We start from the raw sequence: 731 nt of genomic DNA, 5'->3' as shown, positions 1-731 counted from the left end.
TAATTCGCTATGAATTAGTCGAAGATCTTAGCAACAACACCAGCACCTACTGTACGGCCACCTTCACGGATCGCGAAACGTAGACCTTCGTCCATTGCGATTGGTGCGATTAGCTCTACAGTCATCTGTACGTTGTCGCCTGGCATTACCATTTCTACGCCGTCTGGTAGCTGGATGTCACCAGTTACGTCAGTTGTACGGAAGTAGAATTGTGGACGGTAGCCTTTGAAGAATGGAGTGTGACGACCACCTTCATCTTTAGACAGTACGTATACTTCTGATTCGAACTTAGTGTGTGGAGTGATTGAACCAGGCTTAGCTAGTACTTGACCACGTTCAACTTCGTCACGCTTAGTACCACGTAGAAGTGCACCAACGTTCTCACCTGCACGGCCTTCGTCTAGAAGCTTACGGAACATCTCAACACCAGTACATGTAGTTGTAGTAGTGTCTTTGATACCTACGATAGCAACTTCGTCACCTACAGTTAGGATACCACGCTCGATACGGCCAGTTACTACTGTACCACGACCTTGGATTGAGAATACGTCTTCGATAGGCATTAGGAATGGCTGATCTACCGCACGCTCTGGCTCAGGGATGTAAGTATCTAGAGCTTCTGCTAGTTCAACGATTTTCGCTTCCCACTGCTCTTCGCCGTTTAGTGCGCCTAGTGCAGAACCTTGGATAACTGGTAGGTCATCACCTGGGAAATCGTATTCAGATAGAAG

At 47.5% G+C, this 731-nt stretch carries 1 protein-coding gene; it reads right to left on the bottom strand.

All coding sequences use genetic code 11. The features are described 5' to 3' along the window. Nucleotides 1-14: 14 nt before the first annotated feature. On the bottom strand, nucleotides 15-731 hold a 717-nt coding region (locus tag MTF70_RS24280), incomplete at its 5' end, for an EF-Tu/IF-2/RF-3 family GTPase (RefSeq protein WP_240354758.1).

This window comes from Vibrio sp. 2CM40D (assembly GCF_023161825.1).
Classification (GTDB): domain Bacteria; phylum Pseudomonadota; class Gammaproteobacteria; order Enterobacterales; family Vibrionaceae; genus Vibrio; species Vibrio alginolyticus.
The sequence above is the reverse complement of the archived record's forward strand: the minus strand, read 5'-3'. Positions and strand labels throughout refer to the sequence as shown.